The following is a 25120-nucleotide window of genomic DNA, read 5'->3' on the forward strand; positions in this document are numbered from 1 at the left end:
ACGCCTCGGCGGCTGACCCGTCCGGCGGATCGGGCCGGGCCGCATCGGGCTGGGCCGCATCGGGCTGGGCCGCATCGGGCTGGGCTGGGCTGGTCCGGGTCGGGCGAGGTGCGGGCGGCGGATCTTACGGAACGCGAACGCGGGCCCGCTTCCGTCCGCGTCCACCGCCGAGGCCTCCTATCCTCGGCGAGGTGAACGACACCTCGCACATCCTGGTGATCGACGACGACCCGACCGTGGCCGAGGTCGTCGCCGGCTACCTCACCCGCGCCGGGCACCACGTGGACCGGGCCGCCGACGGTGCGCTGGGCCTGGACCTCGCCGAGCGCACCCGCCCCGACCTGCTGGTGCTGGACCTCATGCTGCCCGGCCTCGACGGGCTGGAGGTGCTGCGCCGGCTGCGGGCCTCCGCCGGGGGCGCCGCGCTGCCGGTGGTGCTGCTCACCGCCAAGGGCGACGAGGCGGACCGCATCCTCGGCCTGGAGCTGGGCGCGGACGACTACGTCACCAAGCCGTTCAGCCCGCGCGAACTGGTGCTGCGGGTGCAGTCGGTGCTGCGCCGCGCCCGGGCGGGGAGCGGGACCGCCGACGGGCCGGGTGACGGGACGGCCGACGGGACGGTCGGCGGGGTGCTGCGCTCGGGGGACGTCACGCTCGACCCGAAGGCCCGCCGCGCCCACCGGGGCGCGCGCGAACTCGCCCTCACCCTACGGGAGTTCGACCTGCTGGCGTTCCTGCTCCGGCACCCCGGCACGGTGTTCTCCCGGCAGAGCCTGATGCGGCGGGTCTGGGGCTGGGACTTCGGCGACCTCTCCACCGTCACCGTCCACGTCCGGCGGCTGCGCGAGAAGATCGAGGACGACCCGGCCGCGCCCGCCCTGATCAGCACCGTCTGGGGCGTCGGCTACCGCTACGATCCGGCGCCCCGCGATCCGGCTCCCCGCGACCGGGCCTGCCCGCAGGGCGGTGCGGAGTGAAGGACCTGCTGCTGATCGCCCTGTTCGCCGCCCTCGGCGCGGGCGGAGCCGGCCTGCTCGGCTGGGCGGCGATCCGGCTGCTGCGCCGCCGCTCCGTCGCCCTGTCCCTGTTCTGCGTGGCGGTCGTGACCGTCCTCGCGGTGACCTCCGGGACGTTCGCCGTGGCGCAGGCGATGTTCCTGTCCACCCACGACCTCGGCGTGGTCATCACGGTGCTCGGCATGGCCGCCGTCGTCTCGCTGCTCACCGCCGCGCTGCTCGGCCGCCAGGTGGTGGCCGGCAGCCGGGCGCTGACCGAGGCCGTCCGAACGGTCGGCAGCGACGCCGGGTTCACCGCGCCCGACCATCCGCTCGGCGCGGAACTCGCCGCACTGAGCGAGGAGTTGGCCGCCACCAGTGCCCGGCTGGCGGAGTCCCGGGCGCGCGAGCAGGCCCTGGAGCACTCCCGCCGGGAGCTGGTCGCGTGGATCTCGCACGACCTGCGCACCCCGCTGGCCGGCCTGCGGGCGATGGCCGAGGCGCTGGAGGACGGCGTCGCCGAGGACCCCGACCGCTACCTGGTGCGGATCGGCACCGAGGTCGAACGGCTCACCGGCATGGTGGACGACCTGTTCGAGCTCTCCCGGATCCAGGCGGGCGCGCTCGCCCTCTCGCTCACCCGGGTCTCGGTGTACGACCTGGTGGACGACGCGCTCGCCGGGGCGTACCCGCTGGCCCGGCGGCGCGGCGTCCGGCTGGAGGGGCGGCAGGTGGCCGACGAGCCGGCGGCTGCCGAGCCGGTCGAGGTGGACAGCGGGGAGATCACCCGGGTGCTCGGCAACCTGCTGGTCAACGCGATCCGCTCGACCCCGGCGGACGGCGTGGTGGCCGTCGCCGCCCGGCGGGAGGCCGACGAGGTGGTGCTGTCGGTGACCGACGGCTGCGGCGGCATCCCGGAACAGGACCTGCCCCGGGTGTTCGAGACGGGCTGGCGCGGCGGCTCCGCCCGCACGCCGCGCCGCGACGACGGCCGGGCCGCCGGCGAGCCCGGCGAGAGCGGTGCCGGGCTCGGGCTCGCCATCGTGCGCGGCATCGTCGAGGCGCACGCCGGGCGGGCGGAGGTGCGCAACGTCGCCGGGGGCTGCTGCTTCGAGATCGCCCTGCCCGCGCCGCGCGCCCGGAGGGAATGACGAGGCAGGTCCCGGGGTCCGCCTTTCGAGCGCGCGGCCTACTCGGCCACGGCCTGGCGCAGCCGCTTCTTGTCCGGCTTGCCGACCGACGTCAGCGGGATCTCGTCCACGAGGTGCAGGGCCTCCGGCGCGTAGATCCGCCCCTTGCGGGCCGTGACGAACGCCTGGACGTCCGCCAACTCGGGCTGCTGCCCCGGAGCGGGAACGACGGCGACGTGGACGTGCTCCGCCTCCTGCGTGTCGCGCACGCCGAAGACCGCGCAGCGGGCGATCGCCGGGTGGGTGAGGAGGAGGTCCTCCACCTCGGACGGGTAGACGTGCCCGCCGACCACGATGATCAGGTCCTTGACCCGGTCGGCCAGGTAGAGGTAGCCGTCCGCGTCGAAGTAGCCGACGTCGCCGGAGTTCAGCCAGCCGTCGCGCAGCACCTCGGCGGTCAGGTCGGGCCGCTTCCAGTACCCGGCCATGAGTCCGGCCGATCGGATGTGGACCTCGCCCTGCTCTCCGGTCGGCAGCCCGGTGCCGTCCTCGGCGCGGATCTCCACGTCGACGCCCGGGAGGGGCCGTCCGACCGAGACCTGGCCGCCCTGCGCGATCCGGTCGTGCCCCTCCGGGGTGAGGAAGGAGATCAGCTGCGCCTCGGACATCCCGTAGATGCCCACCAGGACCGGCCCGAACACCTTGAGCGCCTCGCGGATCCGGGTCGGCGAGGCGGCGCAGCCCCCGTACATGATCTGCCGGAGGCTGGACAGGTCGGTGCGGCCGATCGCCGGGTGGTCGAGCAGCTGGTAGAGCAGCGGCGGCAGCGTCCAGAGGCTGGTGATGCGCTCGCGCTCGACGGCGGCCAGGACCTCGCCGGGGTCGAAGGTGCGCTGGAGGACCACCGTGCCGCCGTGGTGGAGCGTCAGGTCGGAGAAGATCCCGGCGAGGTGGGCGAGCGAGGTGGCGGCGAGGAAGCGGGGCGCCTCGTCGGCCGTGCCGGCGGAGCCGAACGAGGTGTCGAAGACGCCGCGGTAGGGGCCGTGCAGGCTGACGATGCCCTTCGGGATCCCGGTGGTACCGCCGGTGTGGCGGATGCCGAGGTCGTCGTCCGGGCCGATCCGGACGGCGGGCGGCTCGGCGGGGCGGTTCGCGGCGGCGGCGATCACGTCCTCGCCGACGGCCGCCGGTCCGGCGCCGAGGCGCAGGACCGTCGGCACGTCGATCAGGGGCAGCAACTCGGCGGCCTCCGTGTACCGTTCGGCGTCCACGAGGAGGACGGCGGCGTCGACGCTCGCCGCGACCTCGGCCAGGACCGGGGTGCTCATGCCGTCGTACAGGGTGACCACCCGCGCACCTGCGAGGCCCGCGGCGTAGCGGGCGCCGAGCGCCTCGGCGGTGTTGCCGGTGAGGAGGGTGACGGTGTCCCCGCGGGTGACGCCCCGGGCGATGAGCTCGTGGGCGAGGCGGTAGGTGGCGGCGGCGAAGTCGCCGGCGGTGATCTCGACGCCGTCGGCGGTGACGATGGCCCGCCGGCCGGGGTCGGCGGAGAGGGACCGGAGGATCAGGGCGGGTGCGCTGACGAATTCCTGGTCGTTCACGGCCACATCTCCCTTGTAGTTTGCAACCATGCCGCCAGGCTAGCCCCATCCTCCGCTCTTCACCGGCGAGTTCCGGCCGACATCGGACGGGCAGTCAGGTGCGGCGCCGGGCCGCGGCGCCGCCGCGAACTCGGCCATCCCGGCGGAGAACGGCACCTGCGGGCGCCAGCCGAGTTCGGCGCGCAGCCGGGAGGAGTCGGCGGTGATGTGCCGGACGTCGCCCAGGCGGTACTCGCCGGTCACCAGCGGTGCCGGGCCGCCGTACGCCGCCGCCAGCGCCCCGGCCGTCTCGCCGATCGTGCGGACCTCGCCGCTGCCCACGTTGTAGGCGCGGGAGCTGCCCGGCGCGCGGGCGGCAAGGGCCTCCAGCGCGGCGAGGTTGGCCGCGGCGACGTCCTCGACGTGGACGAAGTCGCGGCGCTGGCCGCCGTCCTCGAACACCCGGGGGGCCTCGCCCCGGGCCAGCGCCGAGCGGAACAGCGAGGCGACCCCCGCGTACGGGGTGTCGCGCGGCATGTCCGGCCCGTACACGTTGTGGTAGCGGAGCGTCAGGACGGCGCCCTGGCAGGCCCGGGCCCACACGGAGGCCAGGTGCTCCTGGGCGAGTTTGGTGGCCGCGTACACGCTGCGCGGGTCGGCCGGGGCGTCCTCGGCGACCAGGCCGGGGCTCAGGGCGCGGCCGCAGGCCGGGCAGGGCGGCTCGAAGCGCCCGGCCTCCAGGTCGGCCGGGCGGCGCGGGCCCGGGGCGACGTCGCCGTGCGCGGGGCAGCGGTAGCGGCCCTCCCCGTACACCACCATCGAGCCGGCCAGGACGAGGCGGCGGATACCGGCGCGGGCCATCGCGGCGAGCAGGACGGCCGTGCCGAGGTCGTTGCAGCCCGCGTAGGCGGGGGCGTCGTCGAGGTCCAGCCCGAGGCCGACCATCGCCGCCTGGTGGCAGACCGCGTCCACCCCGGCCAGCGCCCGCTGCACGGCGGCGGCGTCCCGGACGTCCCCCTGCTCGAAGGCCACGCCCCCGGGCAGTTCGGGGGCCCGCCCCGAGCGGTGGACGGCGGGCAGCAGCGCGTCCAGCACCCGCACCCCGTGCCCGGCCGCGACCAGCGCGCGGACCACGGCCGACCCGATGAACCCGGCTCCGCCGGTGACCAGAATCTCCATGCCGCCGACGCTAGCCGCGCGGGGCGGCGGATCGGGCGTGGACGGACCGGCCGTCAGGGATCGGTAATCCTCCCGGCGTAACCGGTGTGACAGGCGTAACCGGTGTAACCGGCGTAACTGGTGTGACCGGCCTGACCGGTGTCACGGTTGATCGCCGCCCGATCCGATCCGGCGTTCAACTGACGTTCGCCGGAAGAACCTTCGCCGGTGGCCCGGGCGCCCGGTTCGGCTGGGACTCTCCTGGGCGTTTCCCGGAGCCTTGGAGGCGACAGTGTCACATCCCTCGCGCAGAACGGTCCTTCGGACGGGTACCGCGGTTGGTGCGCTGGCCGCGCTGCCCGCGTCCACCCTCCTCTGGACGCAGCCGGCCCTGGCGGGCACCCCCGGACCGGAGCAGATCCACCTCCAGTGGGGCAACGAGCCGTCCCGCGAGATGACCGTCTCCTGGGCGACGGCCGCCACCGTGCGCCGCCCCCGGGTGCGGATCGGCACCCCGCGCGGCGGCGCCGGCCACACGGTGGACGCCGAGACCCGCACCTACGTCGACGGGCTCAACAAGGTCGAGACGTACACCCACCACGTCCGCCTGGACGGCCTGCGGCCCGACACCACGTACGTCTACGAGGTGCTGCACGACGGCTCCGGCCCGGTGCGCGGCACCTTCCGCACCGCGCCCGCGCGCGGCCGGGCCGCGTTCCGCTTCACCAGCTTCGGCGATCTCGGCACCGGCGACAACGTGTTCAGCAAGTCCTCGATCCACGGCGCCGCCGCCGTCCGCCAGGTCGAGCAGTTCGCGCCGCTGTTCCACCTGCTCAACGGCGACCTCGCGTACGCCAACAACAACCCGCAGCGCCAGCCGCAGTGCTGGAACGCGTTCATGAACAACCTCGCCAAGTCGGCCGCCGGCCGGCCCTGGATGCCCGCGCCCGGCAACCACGAGGTCGAGGCCGGCGGCGGGGACCTCGGCTACGCCTCCTACCTGACGCGCTTCGAACTGCCCGACAACGGCACTCGCGACTACTGCGGCAACTGGTACAGCTTCCAGGTCGGTTCGGTGCTGTTCGTGAGCCTCGACGGCAACGAGATCGCCGTCGAGGACGACGCCAGCCTCGACCCGGCCACCGGCCAGTCCATCTACATCAGCGACTACAGCGAGGGCGCCCAACTCCGCTGGCTGGAACGCACCCTGGCGCGCTCCCGGCGCGGCCGCGCGGTGGACTGGGTCGTCGTCAACCTGCACCAGTTCGCGATGTCCTCCTCGGCCGCCAGCCACGGCGGCGACATGGGCATCCGCGAGAAGCTGCTGCCGCTGCTCGACCGTTACTCCGTCGACCTCGTCCTGGCCGGGCACGACCACGACTACGAGCGCACCCACCCCGTCCGCGGCACCGAGCCGGGCGGCCTGCTCACCCCGGCCGTCGCCGACGACGACCTGCGCCGGATCGACACCTCGCAGGGCACCGTCCACCTGATCCTCGGCGGCGGCGGCACCGCCGGCCATGACGACGTCTACCTGCCCGCCGACGCGGACGGTGTCCGCCAGGCCTCCGTGCGCACCCAGCGGCTCACCTTCAAGGCCGACCCGGACGCGAAGGAGAAGGCCCACTGGTCCGCGGTCACCGACCCGGACACCGCCTTCCCGTACGGCGTCGCAGTCTTCGACGTCGACCCCGGGCCGGTGCCGGGCGGCCGCACCACCATCACCGTCAGCTACTACCACTCCCCGTCCGCCACCGCGGCCAACCCGTTCCCGACGCCGGTGCTCTTCGACCGCTTCACCCTGTACCGCGACCGCAGCGACGGCTGGGGCGACCGGGACCGGAACGACGACCGGAGCGACGTCCAGGGCGAGGACCAGGGCGAGGGCGAGCGCACCGGCTCCGAGGTCGGCGCCGGGCGCCGGTGACGCCTCGCGTCCTTGAGGGGCCCGCCGCGTGGAGGGCGCGGCGGCCCGGGGCGCCTTGTACCGCACCCGGGTGCGGCGGACAATCCGCAGTTCGTCGTAGGACAGGCCGTGGAGCAGTAGGCAAGACTGGCGTATGGCATGTCCATGTCTATTGTAGGCAGTTCGGATCAGCCGCTCGGATCAACAGCACGTGCCACTCGCACTCCCAAACCATCAGAAGGTCGGAAGCGATGCACCTCCGTGCCACGACCCGCAAACTCCTCCTCACCGGCCTTGCGCTCGCCTTCGGAGCCGCCCCGCTGCTGGCGGTCCCGGCCCAGGCCACCACCGCGTCCGCCGTCGCACTCGCACCGGTGAGCGCGGCCGCGTCCGTCGCGCGGCCGAGTGCCCCGATCGCGGTCTCGACCGCCCTCTTCGCGCTCGCCCCCGATCGCGGCGCCGTCTTCAACTGGAACGGCGCCACCTGGACCCAGGTCGGCGGCCCGGCCGCCACCATCGTCTCCGGCGGTGGCGGTCTGGTCGCCACCAGCCCGGCCACCGGCGACCTCTACGCGTACAACTGGAGCCCCGACAATTAGACGAGGATCGGCGGTCCGGGTGCCCAGTTCGCCGTGGACGGCGGCGGACACGTCTTCGGGCTCAGCCCGGACCGCAGCGTCGTGTACCAGTGGCAGGGCGGTACCAACTGGACCCAGATCGGGGGTCCGGCCGGCAGCATCGTGGCCGGCGGCAACACCCTGATCGCCACCGACCCGACCAGCGGTGACGTCTTCCGCTACGGCGGGGCGCCCAACAGCTGGTCGCGGATCGGCGGCCCCGGCGCCCAGTTCGCCGTCGACGACGCGGGCGGTGTGTACGGGCTCACCCCGGACCGCGGCGGCGTCTTCCAGTGGCAGGGCGGCGCCAACTGGGCCCAGGTCGGCGGTCCGGCCGGCAGCATCGTGGCCGGCGGCGGCCGCACTCTGCTGGCCACCGACCCGACCAGTGGCGACGTCTTCCGCTACGGCGGGGCGCCCAACAGCTGGTCGCGGATCGGCGGCCCCGGTGCGGAGTTCAGCATCGACGGCGCCGGCACCGTGTACGGGCTCAGCCCGGACCGCGGCGGCGTCTTCAAGTGGCTGGGCGGCGCCAACTGGGCCCAGGTCGGCGGCCCGGCCGCCTGGCTCGCCGCGTCCTGAGCCTGCGGTGCTGTGAGCCTGCGGTGCCGTGAGCCAGCGGTGTCGTGAGCTCGCCGCGGCCTGAACCCCGAACACTGCGCCGCCCCGGGCCCGTCGCGCGTACCGCGCGGCGGGCCCTTCGTCCGTTCAGGCGGCCCTGGGGCGGGCGGCCGAGGGGCGCTGGTCCATGCAGGGCGGGTGGTGACGGAGGGTCGTCGCGGCGGGCCGGTCCGGTGTGACGGTCGGTCGGGCGACGGGTTGGGCCGTTGGTGACGGCGGGTCGCCGTTGTGGCTGGGCTGTCCGTGCGACGGGTGCCTGCCTCGGCGCGCGGGCCACTGGCGGGGCGGTTAGCGTCGGCCGCAACACGGTTTCAGTTATGGGAGGTTGGCAGTGCAGCGGTGGATCATTGTGACGGCCCTCACCACGGCCCTCGGCGGGCTCACGGCACCCGCCCTGGCCGCCGATCCGGCGCCGGCCGCAGCTTCGGTGGCCGCCCCGGCCCGGGTGCGGGACGGGGACTCGGCCCCCACGGGCGTCACTCTCGGTGAGGCCCGGATCGACCCGAAGGTCCCCGGCCGGGTCCGGGTCGACGTCGAGTACGTCTGCGGGGTCGCGGAGGAGGCCCGGTCGCTCACTGTCTCGGTCGAGCAGCGGGACCCGGAGGACACCTCCTCGATGGCCTTCGGCTCCAGCCGGACGGCCGAGGCGGACGTGATCTGCGACGGGACGGCGCGGCAGCGGCAGCTCGTCGTCCAGTCCAAGACGGTCAACTGGATCCCGGGCGCGGACGCCGTCCTGATCGCCACGGTCTCCGACCTCGGCGCCACCCCGCCCGCGTCCTCCGACGCCCGGCGGGTCTCGCTCTTCAGCTCCTGATGCGTCCGCGGGCCCGGGCCGTGGCCGCCGTGCTCCTCGGCGCCGCCCTCGCCGCCTGCTCCGTCAGCGTGGGCGGCCCGGATTCAGGCCCGGATTCAGGCCAGGACGCAGGCCCGGATTCGGGCTCGGCTTCAGGCCCGGGGCCGACCGGGTCCGTTTCGGCGACCCCGGCGACTCCGGCTGCCCCGGCCGCCTCGCCGTCCTCGGCCACCGCTCCCGCCCCGGGGGCGGTGGCCATCAGGGACTTCGTGTTCGAGCCGGCGAACTTCACCGTCCGCCCGGGCGCCGTCGTCACGGTCCGCAACGCCGACACCGTCGACCACACCCTCACCGCCCAGGACCGCAGTTTCGACACCGGCACCATCGCCCCGGGCGCGTCCGCGACCTTCACCGCGCCGGCCCGGCCGGGCGCCTCCTCGTACCTGTGCACCCTCCACCACTTCATGCGGGGGATCCTGACGGTGTCCTGAGTCGACCGGTCCGTCGGCCGCGTGGGCGCCGGGTGCCGGCCGCTCCTGAATCGCAAGCCCACAGGTGAACGGGGCTGCTGCTATCCGCTGCCATGTTCTACAGTTCTGTAGAACATGGAGAACAGCGAACGGGGGCACGGCATGGACAGGCCGCTTCGACTGCCGCAGCAGGATCGGGCCGATTTCGAGACGGAGCTGGGGAGGGCGCTGGCCGGGTCGCAGGTGCGGGCGGCCCTGCGTGCGGTGGGGGACGAGGGGCCGGGGGTGGAGCGGTTGCGGCGGTGCGCCCGGGAGAACGCGGAGTTCGTGCTGGCGGCGGCGGCGCCCGAGTACGAGCGGTACGCGGCGCTGCGGGCGGACCAGGACGCGGTGGCGCGGCTGCCGGTGGACGAGCCGGGGCGGCAGCGGGTGTCCGGGTGGTGGGGGGTGCTGGGGGTGATCGTGCCGATCATCGCCGGGGTCGCGGCCGCGATCCTCCTGCTGCTCGGGTACGCGCTGGGGCTGGCGGACGACGCCGAGGTGCTGGGGCACGCGCTGGTGGGCGCCGGGTGGGTGGCGGCCGGGGTGGCCACGGTGAGCCTGCTGGTGGGCGGACTGGGGCTGTTGGGCGCGGCCTCGCGGTCGAGGTCGGCGGAGTCCGGCGGGGAGGCCGGCGTCCTGGGGGAGCTGGGGCTGGCGCGGGACGCCTGGCGGTCGGCGCTGGCGGAGCGCGGCCTGGTGCCGTTCCTGCTGGCGCAGGCGGGCGCGGGGGCGCCCGGCCGGCGCCGCTGACGCCGCCGGCTCAGTCGTGGCGGGTGCGGGCGGCGTCGACGAGGAGGTGGGCGGCGTCGAGCGGGATGGCGAGTCGGCGGGCGATCCACGGGGCCGGGCGGCCGGCCCGGGCGAGCATCCAGGCGGAGTACAACTGGCCCAGCTGCGGGGCCTGGTGGGCGAGCAGGAGCGGGCGCACGGCGTCCATCGGGAAGTCTTCGAGGGCGCGGGCGCTGTACTCGCGGCCGTTGGGGCCGGGCGGGGGTAACGGGAGCGGGCGGCGGGTGTCGAGCCAGCGCCCGAGCAGCACCGCGCCGACCGCCAGGAGGCCGGAGCCTGAGGCGCCGATCAGGATGGCGTTGATGACCGGGCGGTCCTCCTCCTCTGCCAGGCCGAGGGCGAGTTCCTCGGCGACGAGGAGGGCGAGGACGGTGAGCAGCACCGCGGCTTCGGCGGGGCGCGGGTAGGGCCGGGACGTCGTCATGGGATACCTCTCCTCGGCGGGGAAGACCGGGGCGGGTGAAGGGGCCGTGGACGGCGGTGGCGGCAGGGCCGACGTGTGGGACGTGGCGTCAGGAGAACTTGACGTTGCGTCAGAAAGCGTGCGCGACGGGTGTGTTCACCGTCTCGACCGTGCTCACCGTCTGCCGGAGGCGGACCGGGGCATGCGGGGGTGGGGGCGGGTGGTGCGGCCCGGACTGCTGCTGTCCATGCGTCTCGCCTCCTTCCGGTCGGGCGCGCCATGCTGGTGCGTTCGTCGACGGGGCAAGGGGGGTCATCCTCGGACTTCGGGACAGCATAGCCCGGCCCTCACGCCAACTTCGACACCCTTGTCGAAGTTGATGCGGGTGGGAGGGCCCGCCGTTGGACGATCGACCAGGTGGGGCCGGGTGCGGCTGGTGTGCGGGCCCACTCGTGCCCGACCGGTCGCCGCGGCTTCAATCGCCGTACCGAAGGAACGGGACCGGCCAGGGGCGATGGAGCGACATGGATCTGAACACGGTGGCCGAGCTGTGCGACGCCCGCCGGGGCGGCACCTGGCGGCCCGGGGACGCCTGGCTCGGCGGCGGGACGTACCTGTTCTCCGAGCCGCAGCCGCACATCCGCCGGCTGATCGACCTCGGCCGGATGGGCTGGGAGCCGCTCACCCCGACCCCGGACGGCGGCCTGGAGATCGCCGCGACCTGCACGGTCGCCCAGCTCTCCCGCCACCCCAAGCCCGCCGCCTGGACGGCGGCGCCGCTGTTCGAGCAGTGCTGCCGGGCGTTCCTGGCCTCCTGGAAGATCTGGAACATGGCCACCGTCGGCGGCAACCTGTGCAACGGCCTGCCCGCCGGTCCGATGATCTCGCTGACCGCCGCCCTGGACGGGCTCTGCCTGCTGCGGGCCCCGTCGGGGGAGCAACGCCGCGTCCCGGTGGCGGAGTTCGTCACCGGCGCCGGCGTCAAGGACCTGCGGCAGGGTGAGCTGCTGCGCTCGATCACCCTGCCGGGCCGGGCGCTGGCCGCCCGGACGGTGTTCCGCCAGGCCTCGCTGTACGGGTTGGGCCGCTCCGGCGCGCTGCTGATCGGCACCCTCGACCCGGTGGACGGTTCGCTGACCATCACCGTCACCGCCGCCACCGTCCGCCCGATCCGGCTCTGGTTCCCGCCGGGGCCGAACGCGGCCGCCGTCGAGGAGGCGGTCCGGGACGGCATCCGGCCCGAGGAGTACGTCGACGACATCCACGGACTGCCCGCCTGGCGGCGGCACCTGACCTTCCGGTTCGCCGAGCAGATCCGCCGCGAACTGGACCCCGCCCGGCCGGCCCCGCCGAGTACAACCGGACCGGGCACGGCCGGACCGAACCTGGTTGGACCGGACCTGGCCGAGGAGGCCGCCGCATGAGCTTCTCGATCCGCGTCAACGAACGGGACTTCGACGCCGAGCCCCGCCCGGGCCAGTGCCTGCGCACCTACCTGCGCGAGCGCGGCTGGTTCGGGGTGAAGAAGGGCTGCGACGCCGGCGACTGCGGCGCCTGCACCGTGCAGGTGGACGGCGCCCCGGTGCACAGCTGCCTCTACCCGGCGGCGCGCGCCGAGGGGCGGTGCGTCACCACGGTGGAGGGCCTGGCCAAGGACGGCGAACTGCACCCGATGCAGCAGCGGTTCCTGGACGCCCAGGGCTTCCAGTGCGGCTTCTGCACGGCCGGCTTCCTGATGACCGCCAGTGCCCTCGACGAGGAGCAACTCGCCGACCTCCCCAGGTCGTTGAAGGGCAATCTGTGCCGCTGCACCGGCTACCGGGCGATCGAGGACGCGATCCGCGGCGTCCGGCACACCGAGGAGCCCGAGGCCGGCCGGGCCGTCGGCCGCAGCCTCGGCGCGCCCGCCGGTCCGCAGGTCGTCACCGGCGCCGCCCGCTACACCTTCGACGTGGAGGTGCCGGGGCTGCTGCACCTGAAGCTGCTGCGCTCCCCGCACCCGCACGCCCGGATCGTCGCCATCGACACCGCGGCCGCCCTGCGCGTGCCCGGCGTGCACGCGGTGTTCACCCACCACGACGCGCCCGAGCGGCTGTACTCCTCGGCCCGGCACGAGCACCCGACCGAGGACCCGGACGACACCCGGCTGCTGGACGACGTCGTCCGCTTCGTCGGCCAGCGGGTCGCCGCGGTGGTCGCCGACAGCGAGGCCGCCGCCGAGGAGGGCTGCCGCCGGATCGCCGTCGAGTACGAGCAACTCCCGTACGTGCTGGACCCGGAGGAGGCGATGGCGCCCGGCGCGCCGGTGCTGCACGCCAAGGGGCCGCAGACCCGGATCGCCCGGCCGGAGAACAACGTGTGCGGCGAGGTGCACGGCGAGATCGGCAGCGTGGAGCAGGGCTTCGCCGAGGCCGACGCGGTCTACCAGGAGACCTTCCGCACCCAGCGGGTGCAGCACGCCAGCCTGGAGACGCACGGCTGCGTGGTCTCCTTCGAGGAGCGGGAGGACGGCGCCGGCGAGCGGCTGGTGGTGCGCTCCAGCACCCAGGTGCCGTTCCTCACCCGGCGCGCGATCTGCGCCCTGTTCGACCTGCCGGAGGAGGAGGTCCGGGTGGTGGCGGGCCGGGTCGGCGGCGGCTTCGGAGGCAAGCAGGAGATGCTGACCGAGGACATCGCGGTGCTGGCGGCGCTGCGGCTGCGCCGGCCGGTGAAGCTGGAGTTCACCCGGGCCGAGCAGTTCCACGGCGCCACCACCCGGCACCCGTTCACGATCACCGTCAAGGCGGGCGCGAAGGCGGACGGCACGCTCACGGCGCTCAGCTTCCGGGTGGTGTCCAACACCGGCGCGTACGGCAACCACGGCCCGGCGGTGATGTTCCACAGCGTCGGCGAGTCGATGGGCGTCTACCGGGTGCCGCACAAGAAGGTCGAGGCGTACTCGGTGTACACCAACTGCGTGCCGGCCGGCGCCTTCCGGGGCTACGGGCTCGGGCAGGTGACCTTCGCGGTGGAGTCGGCGATGGACGAACTGGCCCGCCGGCTGGGCATCGACCCGCTGGAGTTCCGCGAGCGCAACGTCATCGGCCCCGGCGAGCACCTGCTCAGCCCCGGCGGCGAGGAGGAGGACCTGCACATCGCCAGCTACGGCCTCGACCAGTGCCTGCAAGTCGTCCGCGACGCGCTCGCGAACGACCGCAGCGCGGCGGACGCCCCCGAGGGCTGGCTGGTCGGGCAGGGCTTCGCCATGGCGATGATCGCCACCGGCCCGCCCGGCGGGCACTTCGCCGACGCCGCCGTCGCCCTGCTGGAGGACGGCGGTTACGACGTCGCCGTGGGGACCGCCGAGTTCGGAAACGGCACGACCACCGTGCACCAGCAGATCACCGCGGGCGCGCTCGGCACCACCGTCGACCGGATCGCGATCCGGCAGTCCGACACCGACGTCGTCCGGCACGACACCGGGGCCTTCGGCTCGGCGGGGACGGTGGTCGCGGGCAAGGCGGTGATGCGGGCCGCGAACGCGCTCGCCGAACGGCTGACCGACTTCGCCGCCGAGTACGCGCGGACCCCGCGCAGCCTGGTCCGGCTCGGCGCCGAGGCCGTCGACTGCGACGGGCGCGGCATCCCGTTGAAGGAACTGCACGCGGCGGCGCGCGAACGCGGCGTCGACCTCGTCGGCACCGGGCACTGGGGCGGCTCGCCGCGCTCGGTGGCGTTCAACTCGCAGTGGTTCCGCCTCGCCGTCGACCCGGACACCGGGGAGATCCGGATCCTGCGCAGCGTGCACGGCGCCGACGCCGGGCGGGTGATGAACCCGATGCAGTGCCGCGGGCAGGTCGAGGGCGGGGTCGCCCAGGCGCTCGGCGCGACGCTGTTCGAACGGGTGCTGCTGGACGACCGGGGCGAGGTCACCACGGCCGCGTTCCGCCGCTACCGCCTGCCCGCGTACGCCGACGTGCCGCGCACCGAGGTGCACTTCTCGACCACCTCGGACGCGATCGGCCCGCTCGGCGCCAAGTCGATGAGCGAGAGCCCGTTCAACCCGGTCGCCCCCGCCTTCGCCAACGCCCTGCGCGACGCCACCGGCATCCGCTTCACCGACCCGCCGTTGGGGGGAGGGCCCGGCGTGGGAGGGGGGGGCGGCCGGGGGGGGCGCGGAAGGCCGGGGGGTGCGAGCCGAGGGGGGGGGGTGGACAGGGGGCGCCCCTCGGTCGGGCGGGCGCCCCCCGACCTGGTCGCGCAGGAACGGCGGGAGTGACGTCCCGTTCCGTGCTGGTTACCCTGGGTCGCGCTGTCGGACGCGCCCCAGGGAGGCCGGATGGGACTCACCAGTCACAAGCTGCTGGCGCTGGCGGCGCTGCTCGCCGTGTTCACGGTGCTCGGCACGCTCTGGGTCTGGCCCCGGCTGGCCGTCCGCAGTTGGCCCGCGGTGTTCCTGCGGCTCGGGACGATCGCCGTCACCCAGTTCGCCCTGCTGGCCACCCTCGGGCTCGCCGTCAACGACGACTTCGTGTTCTACAGCAGCTGGTCCGACCTGTTCGGGCGCGACCGCGGGACGGGCGTCATCCAGGCGACCAGCCCGACCGGCGGCCCGTCCGTCAGCCCGCCTGTCGTTCCGTCCGGAAGCCCGACCGGCACCCCCAGCGGCACCCCGGCCGAAGTGCCCGCCGGGGTGCAGGTGCTCGGCACCGCCGAGATCACCGGCGCGGACGGGGCCGACCGCGACCCGGCCACCATCGGGCGGCTCGACCGGGTCCGGCTGCCCGGCACCACCACCGGGCTCAGCACCGACGGGTACGTCTACCTGCCGCCGCAGTACTTCCGGCCCGGCGCCGAGGCCCGGCACTTCCCGGCCGCCCTGGTGATGACCGGCTTCCCGGGGGACGCCGCCAACCTGGTCACCAAGCTGCGCTACCCGGCGTACGAACTCGACCTGCTGCGCCGGGGGGCGATGAAGCCGACCGTCCTGGTGCTGGTGCGCCCCTCGCCGTCGATGCCGCGCGACAGCGAGTGCGAGGACGTCCCGAACGGCCCGCAGGCCCAGCGCTACTTCACCACCGACGTGCCGGCCGGCCTGCGCGCCTCCTACCGGGTGCTCGACGGCACCGGCAGCCTCGGCGTGATCGGCGACTCCACCGGGGGCTACTGCGCCGTCAAGCTCGGCATGGTCCACCCGGAGACCTTCGCGGTGGCGGTCTCGCTGTCCGGCTACTTCAAGGCCGCCGAGGACGCGACCACCGGCGACCTCTTCGGCGGCAGCCAGCAGCGGCGCGACGAGGCCGACCTGAACTGGCGCCTCGCCCACCTGCCGATGCCCGCCCTCGCCGTCCTCCTCGCCGACAGCAAGGAGGAAGGCCACGGCTACGCCGACTCCGTGGCCTTCGCCGCGGCCGCCCGCCCGCCGCTGGTGGTCGCCCAGGCCACCGTGGAGACCGGCGGGCACAACTTCACCACCTGGACCAGGCTGCTCCCGCCGTCGCTGACCTGGTTGAGCGACCACCTGCGCGACCCGCAGTGACGCCGGCCGTGCGCCGGGCACGTCTTGGCGCCGACGGCCGGACGGCGGCCGAGAACGTCGGCGGGGTGGTCACTCCTGAGCCATTGTGTGGCAGGAGGGTTGTCTGGGGGCTCAACTTCAGGGTAGGCAAACCTAAGTGATTTCGGTTCGGGGGGAGGACGCGCGGAATGACTGTGACCGAGAACCCGACCGCCCGGGTCGACCGGCTCGCCATCGCCCTCGCGGACGGCACCCCGCTGCTCGCCCCGGTCAGCCTCGACCTGCGCCCCGGGCGCGTGCACGCCGTCACCGGCCCCTCCGGCGCGGGCAAGACCACCCTGCTGCACGCCCTCGCCGGCGCCCTGCCACCGGGCGCCCGCGCCACCGGGCTGGTCACCGTCCTCGGTCAGGACGTCCTCGCCCTCGCCCCCGAACCACTGCGCCGGTTGCGCCGCCACCGGCTCGCCTTCCCCGGCGCCCTGTCCGGCGGCCGGCAGCGTCGCGTCGCCCTCGCACGGGCCCTCGCCCGCCGCCCTGACCTGCTGCTCCTCGACGAACCCGGCGCCGGCCTCGACCCCGCGCTGCGGGACGAGATCGCCGACCTGCTGCGCGAACTCGCCCGCCGGCACGGCATCGCCGTCGCGCTCGCCAGCCACGACGCCGCCTTCGTCGCCCGCTGCGCCGACGAGGTGCTCGTCCTCGCCCCGGCCCGGCCCGGGGTGGGCGGCGGCGCCATCCGGGCCGGGGCCATCCGGGCCGGGGCGAGCCGCACGTCCGGACCGGTCGCGGCGCGCACCGCCGTCGGGCTGGCCGCGCTCGGCGTCGAAGCCCACGTCGGGTACGGGCGCGGGCGGCGCCGGATCCTCACCGGGGTCGACCTGCACCTCGCGCCCGGCAGCTGCACCGGCATCATCGGCCCCTCCGGCGCGGGCAAGACCACCCTCGCCCGGGTCCTCGCCGGGCTCCACCCGCCCACCGGCGGCACCCTCACCCTGGACGGCGCCCCGCTGGCCGGCTCGCACCACGCCCGCACCCGCGAGCAGCGCCGCCGCGTCCAACTCGTCCCGCAGAACCCGCTCGGCGCGCTCAACCCGGCCCGGACCGTCGGCGCCACCCTCACCCGGCCGCTGCGGCTGCACCACACCACCCCGCACGAGCAGTGCCCCGGCCGGGTCGCCGAACTGCTGGCCGCCGTCGGCCTCCCCGCCGACCTGGCCGCCCGGCACCCGCACGAGCTGTCCGACGGCCAGCGTCAACGCGTCGCCATCGCCCGGGCGTTGGCGGCCGAACCGGACGTCCTGCTGTGCGACGAGGTGACCTCCGGGCTGGACACCGACACGGCCGCGGGCATCATGACCCTGCTGGGCCGGCTGCGCGCCGAGCGCGGGGTGGCGCTGGCACTCATCGGCCACGACCTGTCGCTGGTGCGTGAACACGCGGACGCGGTGGTGCAGTTGGGGGCGCCGACGGGTCGGGCCTGGGCCAGGGGCCCCGGACCGGCGCGCCCGGGCGCGATGGCGCCCGCCGGCTCGGCGTGGGTGAGGTGACGCGTCGAGCCGGCGGGCGGGTTCGGGGGAACTGCTGTCAGGGTCTGTCCGGCGGGATCCGCGGGATCTAGGCACGTCCCAGCAGCGGGAGCGGTGCCCCGGTGCGGGCGGGGAGTTCGAGCCGGGTCAGCAGCGCGGAGGGCGACACCTCGACCACCCGGCAGCCCGCGCGGTGGCGGCAGTGCCGGGCCACCGAGCCGTGCCGCAGCCGGTCGAACCGGCGGCGGGTGGCGGCGCCGAGGACCAGCAGGTCCTCCGGCCCGGTGACGGCGCCGACCAGGGCGGGCCCGGGCTCTGCCTTGACCACCAGCGGGTGGATGACCAGGCCGGCCGGGTAGCCGCCGTAGGCCTGCTCGAAGGCGATGTCCAGCCGCCGCCGGGCGGCGTGCTCCAGTTCGGACAGCGGGCGCAGGCCGTCGCGTTCGCCCGCGTTCCACGCGGCCACCGGCACCAGCACGGCCTCGCTGCGGGCCGCCTCGCCGACGGCGTGGTAGAGGGCGGCCAGACTGCTCAGTGATCCGCTCAGGCCGACGATCACTCGGGTGGTCCCGGTCATGGCCGTTCGCCTCCGTTTCTCCGGTCGGGTGTTCCCGGTTCCGTACTCCTTGGTTCGGATGATTCCAGTGAACCCCGGAACCGGTCCGTCCGTACCGCCGCTGATGGCTCCATGACGCCGGTCGCACACTTCTTGACGTCCTTCTGACAGCTCCGGCGCGCGGCGCGCGGTGCGCCGTGCGTCTCAGCCGAGGCCCGGCACGAACTGGATCAGCAGGTCGATCGCCTTGATGCCGAGGAACGGCAGGATCAGCCCGCCCAGCCCGTACACCCGCAGGTTGCGGCGGAGCAGGTCGGTGGCGGAGGCGGGCTGGTAGCGGACGCCGCGCAGGGCCAGCGGGATCAGCGCGACGATGATCAGCGCGTTGAAGATGATCGCGGAGGCGATCGCCGAGGTCGGGCTGTGCAGTTCCATGATGTTGAGGTGGTGCAGCCCGGGGTAGGCGTTCGCGAACATCGCGGGGATGATCGCGAAGAACTTGGCCACGTCGTTGGTGATCGAGAAGGTGGTCAACGCGCCACGGGTGATGAGGAGTTGCTTGCCGACCCGGATGATGTCGATCAGCTTCGCCGGGTTGGAGTCGAGGTCGACCATGTTGCCGGCCTCCTTGGCGGCCGGGGTGCCGGAGTTCATCGCGACCCCGACGTCGGCCTGGGCGAGGGCGGGGGCGTCGTTGGTGCCGTCGCCGGTCATCGCGACCATGTTCCCGGCGGCCTGCTCGCGGCGCAGGTGGGCGAGCTTGTCCTCGGGGGTGGCCTCGGCGAGGAAGTCGTCCACCCCGGCCTCGGCGGCGATGGCGCGGGCGGTGAGCGGGTTGTCGCCGGTGACCATGACGGTGCGGATGCCCATCCTGCGCAGTTCGGCGAAGCGCTCGGCGATGCCCTCCTTCACCACGTCCTTGAGTTCGACCACGCCCAGCGCGCGGGCGCCGTGCCGGTCGTGGACGGCGACCAGCAGCGGGGTGCCGCCGGCCTCGGCGATCCGGTCCACCAGCGGCTTGGCCTCCATCGGCATCCGCCCGCCGGAGTCCACCACCCAGCGGGCGACGGCGCCGGCGGCGCCCTTGCGGATCAGGCAGTTCGTCCCGTCGGGCCAGGTCAGGTCGACGCCGCTCATCCGGCTGTGCGCGGTGAACGGGACGGGCCGCTGCTCGCCGAGTTCGCCGGGGGCGCGGGGCGGCACCCAGTACTGACGGTTCGTCAGTTCGACGAGTGAGCGGCCTTCCGGGGTCTCGTCCGCGACGGAGGCCAACTGGGCTGCCTCGGCGAGCTGTTCGGTGCTCGCGCCGGGCAACGGGTGCAGTGCGACGGCCCGGCGGTTGCCGTGGGTGATGGTGCCGGTCTTGTCGAGCAGCAGCACGTCGACGTCCCCGGCGGCCTCGACGGCCCGGCCGGACAGGGCGACGACGTTGCGCTGGACCAGCCGGTCCATCCCGGCGATGCCGATCGCGGACAGCAGCGCGCCGATGGTGGTCGGGATGAGCGCGACCATCAGGGCGACCAGCACCACGGTGGTCTGCGGCGCGTGCGCGTAGATCGCCATCGGCTGGAGCGAGACCACCGAGAGCAGGAAGACGATGGTGAGCGAGGCGAGCAGGATGTTGAGCGCGATCTCGTTCGGGGTCTTCTGCCGGTTGGCGCCCTCCACCAGGGCGATCATGCGGTCGACGAAGCTCTGCCCGGGCCGGGAGGTGACCCGGACGACCAGGTGGTCGGAGAGCACCCTGGTGCCGCCGGTGACGCCGGTGCGGTCGCCGCCGGACTCGCGGATCACCGGCGCGGACTCCCCGGTGATCGCCGACTCGTCGACGGAGGCCACCCCCTCGACCACCTCGCCGTCCTGTGGCACGACCTCGCCGGCCGGCACCAGCACCACGTCGTGCAGCATCAACTGCTCGGCGGGGATCACCTCGTGGCGGTGGTCGCGGGTGCCGACCCGCCAGTGCAGCAGCCGCCGGGCGGTGGTCCCGGCCTGGGTGCGGCGCAGCGACTCGGCCTGCGCCTTGCCCCGGCTCTCGGCGACGGCCTCGGCGAGGTTGGCGAACAGCACGGTCAGCCAGAGCCAGAAGCCGATCACCCAGGCGAACACGCTCGGGTGGATCACCGCGCTGAGCGTGGTGAGCGCGGAGCCGGTCTCCACCACGAGCATCACCGGGTTGCGCATCATGGTGCGCGGGTGGAGCTTGCGGACGGCGGCCGGCAGGGCCTCGGTGAGCTGGCGGCGGGTGATGAGCCGGCGGCGGCCGCCGTCCGGGCCGGTCGGCCGGTGGCTCGGGTGGTGCTGCGGTTGGTGCGGCCGGTCGTTCGGCCGGTCGTGCGGGGGTTGCTCGCGGACGCCCTCCGGGCGGCGGAACCAGTCGGTTCGGGGCGTGGTGGTGTCCGGGGGAGTGAGGGCCGAACGGCGCATCGTCTCGGAAGACCTTCCGGGCCGCCCCGGGCTGCGGGGCAACGGGGCGGCGGGCTCGGTGGCGGCGGGGACGGCGGCCAGCCCACCACCGGATCCGCGCCCGCCACACGCCTCTTGACGCGGGTTTGGCGTGTGGGCGGCCGTCCTTGACGGCTCCCTGACATCCGGACCGGGTGGGCGTTCGGTGGCTCGTACGGACGTTCGGGGGCGCGTGCGGCCGTACGGGTGACGGTCGTGGCGGCGGATGTCAGGAAGGCGTCAAGGACGCCCGGCGGAGCGTAGGCCACGCGTCAAGGCCCGGTGCGATCGGCCTCCGGTGGGCATCCACTGGAACCGAGGGCCGCACACAGCGGCCCGCCCGTCCGAGCCCGAGGAGCCTCCCGTGAGCAGCACGATCGCCACCGCCGTCGACCAGTCGCCGCGCCGCCTGGTCCGCCTGGTGCCCGCCGGTGTCCGGCAGGACCGACAGGAGCGGCATGAGCTTCAGGACAGCCCCGAGCCGCCCGAACCGGCGCCCGCGCCCACGGTCGGCCACGACCGCGGCCGCCCGGCGCACTGCCGGATCGCGATGCAGTTCGAGGACTGACCCCGCCCACCGCGTGCCGCAACCCCGCCCCGCCCCGTAGGAGTACCGCCATGACGCAGCTGACCGCCCCGTCCGTCCCCTCCACCGTCCCCGCCCCCTCCACCGGCACCTCCACCGCCCGCCCCGACGCCCCGGCCGTCGACGCGCTCGGCGGCCCCTGGCCGGCCTCGGCGCGGCCCGGCCCCGGCGGCGACGTGCTGGTCGGCGGGGTGGGGCTGGCGGAGGCGGCCGAGCGCTTCGGCACCCCGCTGTACGTCCTGGACGAGGCCGAGGTGCGCAACCGCGCCCGGGCCTACCGGCGGGCGCTGCCGCACGCCGAGGTGCTGTACGCCGCCAAGGCGTTCCTGTGCAGCGCGATGGCCGACTGGGTGGCCGAGGAGGGCCTGGGCCTGGACGTCTGCTCCTCCGGCGAGCTGTGGCTGGCCGCCTCGGCAGGCTTCCCGGCGCAGCGGATCCTGTTGCACGGCAACGCCAAGTCCCCGGAGGAACTGCGGCTGGCCCGGCGGCTGCGGGTCGGGCGGATCGTGATCGACGGCCCGGTGGAGATCGCCCGGCTCGCCGCCCTGGTGGCCGCCGACACCCCGCAGCGGGTACTCGTCCGGGTCGTCCCGGGGATCGCCGCCGGGCACCACACGGCGGTCCGGACGGGGGTGGGCGGGCAGAAGTTCGGCTTCCCGATCGAGGGCGGCGACGCGGCCGACGCGATCGCCCGGGTGCTCGACCAGCCCGGGCTCGAACTGGCCGGCCTGCACTGCCACCTGGGCTCGCAGATCACCGAGGTCGAGCCCTACCTCCAGGCGGTGGACGCGCTGGTGCGGCTGCTCGCGGAGATCCGGGAGCGGCACGGCGTGGAACTGCCCGAACTGGACCTCGGCGGCGGCCACGGCATCCGCTACCTGCCGGGGGACGCCGAGTTCGACGTCGCCGACTTCGCCGTCCGGGTGACCGACCGGCTGGCGGTGCGCTGCGCCGAGGCGGGCCTGGAGGTGCCGCGGCTGATCGTCGAGCCCGGCCGCGCGCTGGCCGGCCCGGCCGCCGTCGCCGTGTACCGGGTGCTGTCGGTGAAGCACACCGCGGACGGCCACTGCTTCGCCGCCGTGGACGGCGGGATGAGCGACAACCCGCGCCCGGCGCTGTACGGATCGCCGTACAGCGTCCGCCTGGTGGGCCGCCGCTCGGAGGCGGGCGCGGCCCGGGTGGACGTGGTCGGCCGGCACTGCGAGGCCGGCGACGTGCTGGTGCGCGACGCCGTGCTCCCCGCCGACCTGCGCGCGGGGGACCTGCTGGCCGTCCCGGCGGCCGGGGCGTACCAGCTGTCGATGGCCTCCGGCTACAACCTGGTCGGCCGCCCGGCGGTGGCCGCCGTCAAGGACGGCCGGGCCCGCCTGCTGATCCGCCGGGAGACGGTCGAGGACTTCCGCCTCCGCGAGGTCGGCCGGTAGCCGAACGCCGTCGCGCGAGAAGTCGGGCCGGCCGACTTCTCGCGCAACTCTGGCAGCTAGAAGGCCGTGTGGGTCAGCCAGTGGTCCAGCAACGTGCGGTCGCCCGTCACCGCCACCCGGTCGTCCTGCGGCGGGAGGCGGCGGGAGAGCACCAGCATGAGGTCCGCCACCGCGCCCGACACCACCACGTCGGCCTCGACCGGCCCGCGCTCCCACCGCAGTGCCTCGGGTGCCCTGGTGATCACCCAGCCCTCCCCGGACCTCGGCCGGAACCCGACCCGCTCGCCCCGGCCGCGCAGCCCGGCCGCCGCCGGCCTGACCGACTCGAAGGCCGGCGTGCACAGCAGGTCGAGGTTCTCGCTGATCACGTCGGCCGCGAGGTCGTCGGCGATCTCGAACGCGGTGCCCGTCGCCGACGCCGCGTCGTAGTGATGGACGCAGGTGTCGCTCAGCTGCCTGCGGAGCCAGAACGCCGCCGGCCGTGGCCCGAAGAACGTGGGCAACTCGGTGTCCGCGCCGGTCTCCTGGACCGCGCGGACCAGGTCCTCCGCGCCCTCGCGCAGCCACCGGGCCCACCCGTCCGGGGCGCCGGGGTCGGCCTGCCACGGGTCGGGGACGGGCAACTGCTCGCGCGTACGGACGAGTTCGGCCGCCCAGCGGTGCTCCTGGCCGAGGTGCCCGACGAGGGTGCGCAGTGGCCACTGCGGGCAGGTGGGCACCCGGGTGCCCGGGTCCCTTCCGGCGACCGCGCGGGCGAACTGCCGGGTCTGCTCCCGCAGTCCCTCCACGAGCCGTGCGGTGTCCAGCGTCGACGTCATCGCCATCGCGATGCTCCTCTCTCGGGGTTACCTGGGTACGGTAGGAACTCCAGTCCGGTGGAGGTTCAAGTGCCTTTGCTCGATGAGACGTTGGGGATCGGCGAGCTGGCCCGGCTGACCGGCGTGCCGGTGCGCACCATCCGCTACTACTGCGATGAGGGCGTCATCGACTCGGTGCGCAGCACGGGCGGGCACCGCAGGTTCGACCAGGTGGCCGTGGAGCGGCTCGGCCTGGTCCGACGGCTGCGCAGGCTCGGGCTCGGGCTGCCCTCGATCAGGCAGGTGCTCGCCGGCGAACGCTCCGTGGCCGAGGTCGTCGCCGCCGAGCGGGCCGCGCTCGACGTGCGGCTCGCGGACCTGGCCTGGCGGCGGGCCTCGCTGCGCGCGGTCGAGGAGGCCGGACCGGCCGACCGGGCCGCCAGGCTGGAGCTGCTGGCCGCCATGGAGGGTGGGGGAGCCGCCCGTGACGCGCTGATCGACTTCTGGAGGCGCGCGATGGCCGCCCCGGTGTCGGAGGCGATGCTCACCGCGTTCGTGGCGATCGCCGTACCCGAGCCGCCCGCCGACCCGACCCCGCCGCAGGTGGTCGCGTTCGCCGAGCTGTTCGCCCTGGCCGGGGACCGGGAACTGAGCCGAGACCTGCTGGCCAGGGCGCGGGCCGGCGCCGCACTGATCGCCGACGAGGACGAGCTGGTGAGCGGGATCGGCGAGGCGTGCGCGCTGGCCCAGCCCCTGGTACGGGCGGGTGAGCCGCCCCGGGTGGGCCCCGCACTCGACCGGTTCGTCGCGGCCCACGCCTCCGTCCGCGGCGACCGCGACACCCCGAAGTTCCGAGGCCGCCTGCTGGCTTACGTGGCTGTGGACCGGGACCGGCGGATGCGCCGCTACTGGCGGCTCGTGGCCGAGGCGAGCGGGGATCCGGTCACGGTCGGCCTGTCCTACCTGTGGCTGACCGACTCCCTCGAACGCTCCGCTGCGGGCCTTGGTGGTGCTGCCGGGGTGTGCTGATCGCCGCGCCAGGCCCGTCCGGGTGAACGCCAGCCCGGGTTGCTTCGTCCACGCACCTCGAAGGCGTCAAGCTGGCCGCGAAATCCCGTACCCCCGAGGAAAGGCCGGTCGATGGCTCGCGCGCTGATCGTGGTGGATGTGCAGAAGGACTTCTGTGAGGGAGGGAGCGTCCCGGTCGGCGGGGGCGCCGACCGGGCCCGGGCGATCGCCGAGCTGGTCCAGGGCCCGGAGCGGGAGGGCTGGGCGCGGGTGGTCGCGACCCGGGACCACCACATCGACCCGGGCCCGCACTTCTCGGCGCGGCCGGACTTCCGGGAGTCCTTCCCGGTGCACTGCGTGGTCGGCAGCGAGGGCGGCGAGTTCCACCCGTCCTTCGCGCCCGCCGTCGACGCGGGCGCGGTGGACGAGGTGTTCTTCAAGGGCGCGCACTCGGCGTCCAAGAGCGGGTTCGAGGGCTTCGCGGCGGACGGCACCCGGCTCGCCGACTGGCTGCGCGGCCAGGGCGTGGACGCGGTGGACGTGGTCGGGATCGCCACCGACCACTGCGTGAAGGCGACGGCGCTGGACGCCGTGAAGGCCGGGTTCGCGACCAGGGTGCTGCTGGACTACACGGCGGGCGTGGCCACCGACACCACGGTCACCGCCCTCGGCGAACTCCGCCAGGCAGGCGTGGACCTGACGGGCACGCCGGTCGTGCTGACCTGATGAGGTTTGCGCGAGAAGTCGGCCCGGCCGACTTCTCGCGCAAGTGTG

Annotated in this window: 22 protein-coding genes; 16 read left to right on the forward strand and 6 right to left on the reverse strand. The window is 74.8% G+C overall.

Annotated elements, in window-relative coordinates:
* The first annotated feature begins 191 nt into the window (after nucleotides 1-191).
* Both ACFWPT_RS30650 and ACFWPT_RS30655 read left to right on the forward strand, forming a co-directional pair.
* Entirely contained in the window at nucleotides 192-977 is a 786-nt protein-coding gene (locus tag ACFWPT_RS30650; RefSeq protein ID WP_380485723.1) for a response regulator transcription factor, read from the forward strand.
* Nucleotides 974-2146, forward strand: coding sequence for a HAMP domain-containing sensor histidine kinase (locus ACFWPT_RS30655; protein WP_363376610.1), 1173 nt, complete (start codon nucleotides 974-976; stop codon nucleotides 2144-2146). Before ACFWPT_RS30650 ends, ACFWPT_RS30655 begins: the two co-directional genes overlap by 4 nt.
* A gap of 38 nt (nucleotides 2147-2184) precedes the next feature.
* On the opposite strand, the gene ACFWPT_RS30660 is transcribed toward ACFWPT_RS30655, so the two are convergent.
* Together ACFWPT_RS30660 and ACFWPT_RS30665 are read right to left on the reverse strand one after the other, a co-directional pair.
* On the reverse strand, nucleotides 2185-3726 hold the full coding sequence (locus ACFWPT_RS30660; protein ID WP_380485725.1) for an AMP-binding protein: 1542 nt from the start codon (nucleotides 3724-3726) through the stop codon (nucleotides 2185-2187).
* A gap of 39 nt (nucleotides 3727-3765) precedes the next feature.
* Nucleotides 3766-4884 (reverse strand): NAD-dependent epimerase/dehydratase family protein, encoded by a 1119-nt coding sequence (locus ACFWPT_RS30665; protein WP_380485727.1) that lies wholly within the window; start codon nucleotides 4882-4884, stop codon nucleotides 3766-3768.
* Between the two features lie 271 nt (nucleotides 4885-5155).
* On the opposite strand from ACFWPT_RS30665, the gene ACFWPT_RS30670 reads away from it, so the two are divergent.
* The 6 genes from ACFWPT_RS30670 to ACFWPT_RS30695 all read left to right on the forward strand — a co-directional run bounded on the left by ACFWPT_RS30670 (nucleotide 5156) and on the right by ACFWPT_RS30695 (nucleotide 10065).
* A complete protein-coding gene (locus ACFWPT_RS30670; protein ID WP_380485729.1) occupies nucleotides 5156-6790 on the forward strand; it encodes a purple acid phosphatase family protein in 1635 nt (544 codons plus the stop codon).
* 230 nt (nucleotides 6791-7020) lie between these two features.
* On the forward strand, nucleotides 7021-7368 hold the full coding sequence (locus ACFWPT_RS30675) for a hypothetical protein (RefSeq protein ID WP_380485731.1): 348 nt from the start codon (nucleotides 7021-7023) through the stop codon (nucleotides 7366-7368).
* A gap of 33 nt (nucleotides 7369-7401) precedes the next feature.
* Nucleotides 7402-7968: a hypothetical protein gene (locus ACFWPT_RS30680; protein WP_380485733.1), complete on the forward strand. Its 567-nt coding sequence runs from the start codon at nucleotides 7402-7404 to the stop codon at nucleotides 7966-7968.
* 370 nt (nucleotides 7969-8338) lie between these two features.
* Nucleotides 8339-8824 (forward strand): hypothetical protein, encoded by a 486-nt coding sequence (locus ACFWPT_RS30685; protein WP_380485735.1) that lies wholly within the window; start codon nucleotides 8339-8341, stop codon nucleotides 8822-8824.
* Nucleotides 8824-9294: a cupredoxin domain-containing protein gene (locus ACFWPT_RS30690; protein WP_380378014.1), complete on the forward strand. Its 471-nt coding sequence runs from the start codon at nucleotides 8824-8826 to the stop codon at nucleotides 9292-9294. The genes ACFWPT_RS30685 and ACFWPT_RS30690 overlap by 1 nt, the downstream gene beginning before the upstream one ends.
* Before the next feature lie 114 nt (nucleotides 9295-9408).
* On the forward strand, nucleotides 9409-10065 hold the full coding sequence (locus ACFWPT_RS30695; RefSeq protein ID WP_380485737.1) for a hypothetical protein: 657 nt from the start codon (nucleotides 9409-9411) through the stop codon (nucleotides 10063-10065).
* A 10-nt stretch (nucleotides 10066-10075) separates the two neighbouring features.
* Here ACFWPT_RS30695 and ACFWPT_RS30700 read toward each other — a convergent pair whose 3' ends face one another.
* Nucleotides 10076-10528 carry a hypothetical protein gene (locus ACFWPT_RS30700; RefSeq protein WP_380485739.1) on the reverse strand — a complete coding sequence of 151 codons (453 nt, stop codon included), beginning with the start codon at nucleotides 10526-10528 and terminating at the stop codon, nucleotides 10076-10078.
* A gap of 503 nt (nucleotides 10529-11031) precedes the next feature.
* On the opposite strand from ACFWPT_RS30700, the gene ACFWPT_RS30705 reads away from it, so the two are divergent.
* The 4 genes from ACFWPT_RS30705 (at nucleotide 11032) to ACFWPT_RS30720 (ending at nucleotide 17551) form a co-directional block, all read left to right on the forward strand.
* Entirely contained in the window at nucleotides 11032-11931 is a 900-nt protein-coding gene (locus ACFWPT_RS30705; protein ID WP_380485741.1) for an FAD binding domain-containing protein, read from the forward strand.
* Nucleotides 11928-14765, forward strand: coding sequence for a molybdopterin-dependent oxidoreductase (locus tag ACFWPT_RS30710; protein WP_380485743.1), 2838 nt, complete (start codon nucleotides 11928-11930; stop codon nucleotides 14763-14765). The genes ACFWPT_RS30705 and ACFWPT_RS30710 overlap by 4 nt, the downstream gene beginning before the upstream one ends.
* Nucleotides 14766-14825: 60 nt before the next feature.
* Entirely contained in the window at nucleotides 14826-16025 is a 1200-nt protein-coding gene (locus tag ACFWPT_RS30715; RefSeq protein ID WP_380485745.1) for an alpha/beta hydrolase, read from the forward strand.
* Nucleotides 16026-16192: 167 nt separating this feature from the next.
* Complete coding sequence (locus ACFWPT_RS30720) at nucleotides 16193-17551, forward strand: ABC transporter ATP-binding protein (RefSeq protein WP_380485747.1); 1359 nt, start codon at nucleotides 16193-16195, stop codon at nucleotides 17549-17551.
* Nucleotides 17552-17618: 67 nt separating this feature from the next.
* Here ACFWPT_RS30720 and ACFWPT_RS30725 read toward each other — a convergent pair whose 3' ends face one another.
* A complete protein-coding gene (locus ACFWPT_RS30725; protein WP_063346559.1) occupies nucleotides 17619-18107 on the reverse strand; it encodes a universal stress protein in 489 nt (162 codons plus the stop codon).
* A 183-nt stretch (nucleotides 18108-18290) separates the two neighbouring features.
* Nucleotides 18291-20513 carry a potassium-transporting ATPase subunit KdpB gene (kdpB, locus tag ACFWPT_RS30730; RefSeq protein ID WP_380485749.1) on the reverse strand — a complete coding sequence of 741 codons (2223 nt, stop codon included), beginning with the start codon at nucleotides 20511-20513 and terminating at the stop codon, nucleotides 18291-18293.
* Between the two features lie 382 nt (nucleotides 20514-20895).
* Here kdpB and ACFWPT_RS30735 point away from each other — a divergent pair, with 382 nt between their 5' ends.
* Nucleotides 20896-21099, forward strand: a complete 204-nt coding sequence (locus ACFWPT_RS30735) for a hypothetical protein (protein WP_063346558.1) — start codon at nucleotides 20896-20898, stop codon at nucleotides 21097-21099.
* A gap of 50 nt (nucleotides 21100-21149) precedes the next feature.
* Nucleotides 21150-22541 (forward strand): diaminopimelate decarboxylase, encoded by a 1392-nt coding sequence (gene lysA, locus ACFWPT_RS30740; RefSeq protein ID WP_380485751.1) that lies wholly within the window; start codon nucleotides 21150-21152, stop codon nucleotides 22539-22541.
* A 56-nt stretch (nucleotides 22542-22597) separates the two neighbouring features.
* Here the strand turns inward: lysA and ACFWPT_RS30745 are convergent, their stop codons facing one another.
* Nucleotides 22598-23365, reverse strand: coding sequence for a maleylpyruvate isomerase family mycothiol-dependent enzyme (locus ACFWPT_RS30745; RefSeq protein ID WP_380485753.1), 768 nt, complete (start codon nucleotides 23363-23365; stop codon nucleotides 22598-22600).
* A 63-nt stretch (nucleotides 23366-23428) separates the two neighbouring features.
* Here ACFWPT_RS30745 and ACFWPT_RS30750 point away from each other — a divergent pair, with 63 nt between their 5' ends.
* Together ACFWPT_RS30750 and ACFWPT_RS30755 are read left to right on the forward strand one after the other, a co-directional pair.
* Nucleotides 23429-24367: a MerR family transcriptional regulator gene (locus ACFWPT_RS30750; RefSeq protein WP_380485755.1), complete on the forward strand. Its 939-nt coding sequence runs from the start codon at nucleotides 23429-23431 to the stop codon at nucleotides 24365-24367.
* 111 nt (nucleotides 24368-24478) lie between these two features.
* Entirely contained in the window at nucleotides 24479-25072 is a 594-nt protein-coding gene (locus ACFWPT_RS30755; RefSeq protein ID WP_380485757.1) for an isochorismatase family protein, read from the forward strand.
* The last annotated feature ends 48 nt before the right edge of the window (nucleotides 25073-25120 follow it).

This window comes from Kitasatospora sp. NPDC058478, from assembly GCF_042720345.1.
Classification (GTDB): Bacteria; Actinomycetota; Actinomycetes; order Streptomycetales; family Streptomycetaceae; genus Kitasatospora.

Bases quoted from the DNA above. Each gene is read 5' to 3' on its own strand.
- ACFWPT_RS30665 (WP_380485727.1), bottom strand. From the start codon at position 4,884: ATGGAGATTCTGGTCACCGGCGGAGCCGGGTTCATCGGGTCGGCCGTG.
- ACFWPT_RS30675 (WP_380485731.1), top strand. From the start codon at position 7,021: ATGCACCTCCGTGCCACGACCCGCAAACTCCTCCTCACCGGCCTTGCG.
- ACFWPT_RS30690 (WP_380378014.1), top strand. From the start codon at position 8,824: ATGCGTCCGCGGGCCCGGGCCGTGGCCGCCGTGCTCCTCGGCGCCGCC.
- ACFWPT_RS30695 (WP_380485737.1), top strand. From the start codon at position 9,409: ATGGAGAACAGCGAACGGGGGCACGGCATGGACAGGCCGCTTCGACTG.
- ACFWPT_RS30700 (WP_380485739.1), bottom strand. From the start codon at position 10,528: ATGACGACGTCCCGGCCCTACCCGCGCCCCGCCGAAGCCGCGGTGCTG.
- ACFWPT_RS30705 (WP_380485741.1), top strand. From the start codon at position 11,032: ATGGATCTGAACACGGTGGCCGAGCTGTGCGACGCCCGCCGGGGCGGC.
- ACFWPT_RS30710 (WP_380485743.1), top strand. From the start codon at position 11,928: ATGAGCTTCTCGATCCGCGTCAACGAACGGGACTTCGACGCCGAGCCC.
- ACFWPT_RS30715 (WP_380485745.1), top strand. From the start codon at position 14,826: ATGGGACTCACCAGTCACAAGCTGCTGGCGCTGGCGGCGCTGCTCGCC.
- ACFWPT_RS30720 (WP_380485747.1), top strand. From the start codon at position 16,193: ATGACTGTGACCGAGAACCCGACCGCCCGGGTCGACCGGCTCGCCATC.
- ACFWPT_RS30725 (WP_063346559.1), bottom strand. From the start codon at position 18,107: ATGACCGGGACCACCCGAGTGATCGTCGGCCTGAGCGGATCACTGAGC.
- kdpB (WP_380485749.1), bottom strand. From the start codon at position 20,513: ATGCGCCGTTCGGCCCTCACTCCCCCGGACACCACCACGCCCCGAACC.
- lysA (WP_380485751.1), top strand. From the start codon at position 21,150: ATGACGCAGCTGACCGCCCCGTCCGTCCCCTCCACCGTCCCCGCCCCC.
- ACFWPT_RS30745 (WP_380485753.1), bottom strand. From the start codon at position 23,365: ATGGCGATGACGTCGACGCTGGACACCGCACGGCTCGTGGAGGGACTG.
- ACFWPT_RS30755 (WP_380485757.1), top strand. From the start codon at position 24,479: ATGGCTCGCGCGCTGATCGTGGTGGATGTGCAGAAGGACTTCTGTGAG.